The sequence below is a fragment of the Rhizobacter sp. P3_C12 genome (assembly GCF_056402735.1).
Genome location: NZ_JBFUGW010000525.1, coordinates 1 through 2,093 on the forward strand (window position 1 = coordinate 1; position 2,093 = coordinate 2,093).

Here is a 2,093-nt window from a genome sequence, read left to right on the forward strand (position 1 = left end):
CGCCGTACGTGGTCGGCCGGGCCGGCACGGTCGTGAGCCGCATGGGCGCCGTGGAGCTTCCGTAGCCCGGATGCCAATCCGGGTTCTTCGCATGCCTCCTAGAATCCCGTGATGCCTTCCGACCTCAGCACTGAACTCGCCAGCGCCGCCGCCCGGCTGATCGTCGAAGAGGGCATGGAGTACGGGCCGGCCAAGCGCCGCGCGGCGCGCGACCTCGGCAAGCGCAGCACGCGGCAGGTCGACCTGCCCGACAACGACCAGGTCGAGGACGAGGTCCGGGCCTACATCGCGCTGTTCTGCGCCGACACCCAACCCGCCGAGTTGCGCGCGCTGCGCGAGGTGGCGCTGCTGTGGATGGAACGGCTGCAGGAATTCCGCCCCCACCTGTACGGCGCCGTCTGGCGCGGCACCGCGACGCGGCTCAACAGCGTGCGGCTGGAGCTGTTCTGCGACGACTCGAAGCAGGCCGAACTCGCGCTGATCGACCGCCGCGTCGACTACGACGTTGGCAGCCTCGACGGCCCGCGCGGCGAGCAGATCGACGTGCTGACCGTCAGCAGCCCGAGCGCCGCACTCGGCGAGGAAGTGACCGTGCACCTGACCATCCTGGACCGCGACGACCTGCGCGGTGCATTGAAACCCGACAGCCGCGGCCGCAGCGAGCGCGGGGACCTGGCCGGGCTGCGCCGTCTGCTCGCCTCGGACGAGGGGCTGTCATGAACCGCCGGAACGCGTTGACGATCGGCGTCGCCGGCGCCGCACTGGCCGCCGGTGCCGGCTTCGGCTGGTGGCGCGAACGCAGCAGCGCCCTGCCCGAGGCCGAACGCGCGCTGTGGGATTTGCAGTTCGACCGGCCCGAAGGCGGCTCGCTGCCGCTGGCCGGCCTGCGCGGCCAACCGCTGCTGCTGAACTTCTGGGCCACCTGGTGCGCGCCCTGCGTGAAGGAGATGCCGCTGCTCGATGCCTTCCAGCGCACCCACCAGCCAGCCGGCTGGCGCGTGGTCGGCCTGGCGGTCGACAGCCCGACCCCGGTGCGGGAGTTCCTGAAGAAGGTGCCGGTGAGCTTCCCGGTCGGCCTGGCCGGGCTGACCGGCGTCGATCTCGCCCGCTCGCTCGGCAACGATCGCGGCGGGCTGCCCTTCAGTGCCGTCTTCGGCCGCGATGGGCGCATCATCGCGCGCAAACTGGGCAGCATCGGCGAGCAGGACCTGGCCGCCTGGGTGCAACAGCTCGGCTGAGGGGCCGCCGGGTTCCATTCGGCTGCCATTTTTCTATATTGCAGTCTTCGGTCCCTAAAGCGCGTAAAGTTCAGCCTTCGCAAAATTCCGGGCCGCCTGCTCCAGGCACCCGATCCGCGTTTCATGCACATCCTGGTCCTGCACGGCCCGAACCTGAACCTGCTCGGCACACGCGAGCCGGAGGTCTATGGCGCGACGACTTTGGCGCAGATCGATGCCGATCTCGCCGAGATCGCGGCGCAGGCCGGTTCGACGCTGGTGAGCTTCCAGAGCAACCATGAAGGCGCGCTGATCGACCGCGTGCACGCCGCGCGGCTCGACGGCACGCAGTTCATCCTGATCAACCCGGGCGCGTTGACGCACACCAGCGTCGCGCTGCGCGACGCGCTGGCCGGCGTCGCGATCCCGTTCATCGAGGTGCACCTGTCGAACGTGCACCGGCGCGAAGCCTTCCGCCACCATTCCTATTTCTCGGACCTGGCCGACGGCGTGATCGTCGGCCTGGGCGCAGACGGCTATGCCTGCGCCCTGCGCCACGTGCTGCAGCGTGACGCGAAGCGCCCTCCGCACCGGACGGCCTGACCCCACGGCGCCTTCGAACCGACCGGTTGGGGGCGCCCGACAACAACGACGACAGAAGTTGGAGAACCCATGGACCTGCGCAAACTGAAGACCCTGATCGATCTCGTGTCCGAATCGAACATCTCCGAACTGGAGATCACCGAGGCGGACGGCAAGGTCCGGATCGTCAAGGCCGACCCGACCCTCGTCGCGGCTGGCCCGGTGGCCTACGCCGCCCCGGTGCTGGCCCCCGCCACCGCTGCGCCCGCCGCACCGGTGGCCGCAGCCCCGGCC

At 70.1% G+C, this 2,093-nt stretch carries 4 protein-coding genes; all 4 read left to right on the plus strand.

Features of this window, described 5'->3' with window-relative positions:
* Window positions 1–111 precede the first annotated feature (111 nt).
* Window positions 112–720, plus strand: a complete 609-nt coding sequence (locus tag AC1DXV_RS34075; protein ID WP_477872544.1) for a hypothetical protein — start codon at window positions 112–114, stop codon at window positions 718–720.
* Complete coding sequence (locus tag AC1DXV_RS34080; RefSeq protein WP_477872546.1) at window positions 717–1,238, plus strand: TlpA family protein disulfide reductase; 522 nt, start codon at window positions 717–719, stop codon at window positions 1,236–1,238. The genes AC1DXV_RS34075 and AC1DXV_RS34080 overlap by 4 nt, the downstream gene beginning before the upstream one ends.
* Before the next feature lie 123 nt (window positions 1,239–1,361).
* A complete protein-coding gene (aroQ, locus tag AC1DXV_RS34085; protein ID WP_477872548.1) occupies window positions 1,362–1,820 on the plus strand; it encodes a type II 3-dehydroquinate dehydratase in 459 nt (152 codons plus the stop codon).
* Window positions 1,821–1,889: 69 nt separating this feature from the next.
* Window positions 1,890–2,093 (plus strand): DUF8684 domain-containing protein (locus tag AC1DXV_RS34090; RefSeq protein ID WP_490363522.1); only part of this gene is annotated, 204 nt, incomplete at its 3' end.

Bases quoted from the DNA above. Each gene is read 5' to 3' on its own strand.
- AC1DXV_RS34075 (WP_477872544.1), top strand. From the start codon at position 112: ATGCCTTCCGACCTCAGCACTGAACTCGCCAGCGCCGCCGCCCGGCTG.
- AC1DXV_RS34080 (WP_477872546.1), top strand. From the start codon at position 717: ATGAACCGCCGGAACGCGTTGACGATCGGCGTCGCCGGCGCCGCACTG.
- aroQ (WP_477872548.1), top strand. From the start codon at position 1,362: ATGCACATCCTGGTCCTGCACGGCCCGAACCTGAACCTGCTCGGCACA.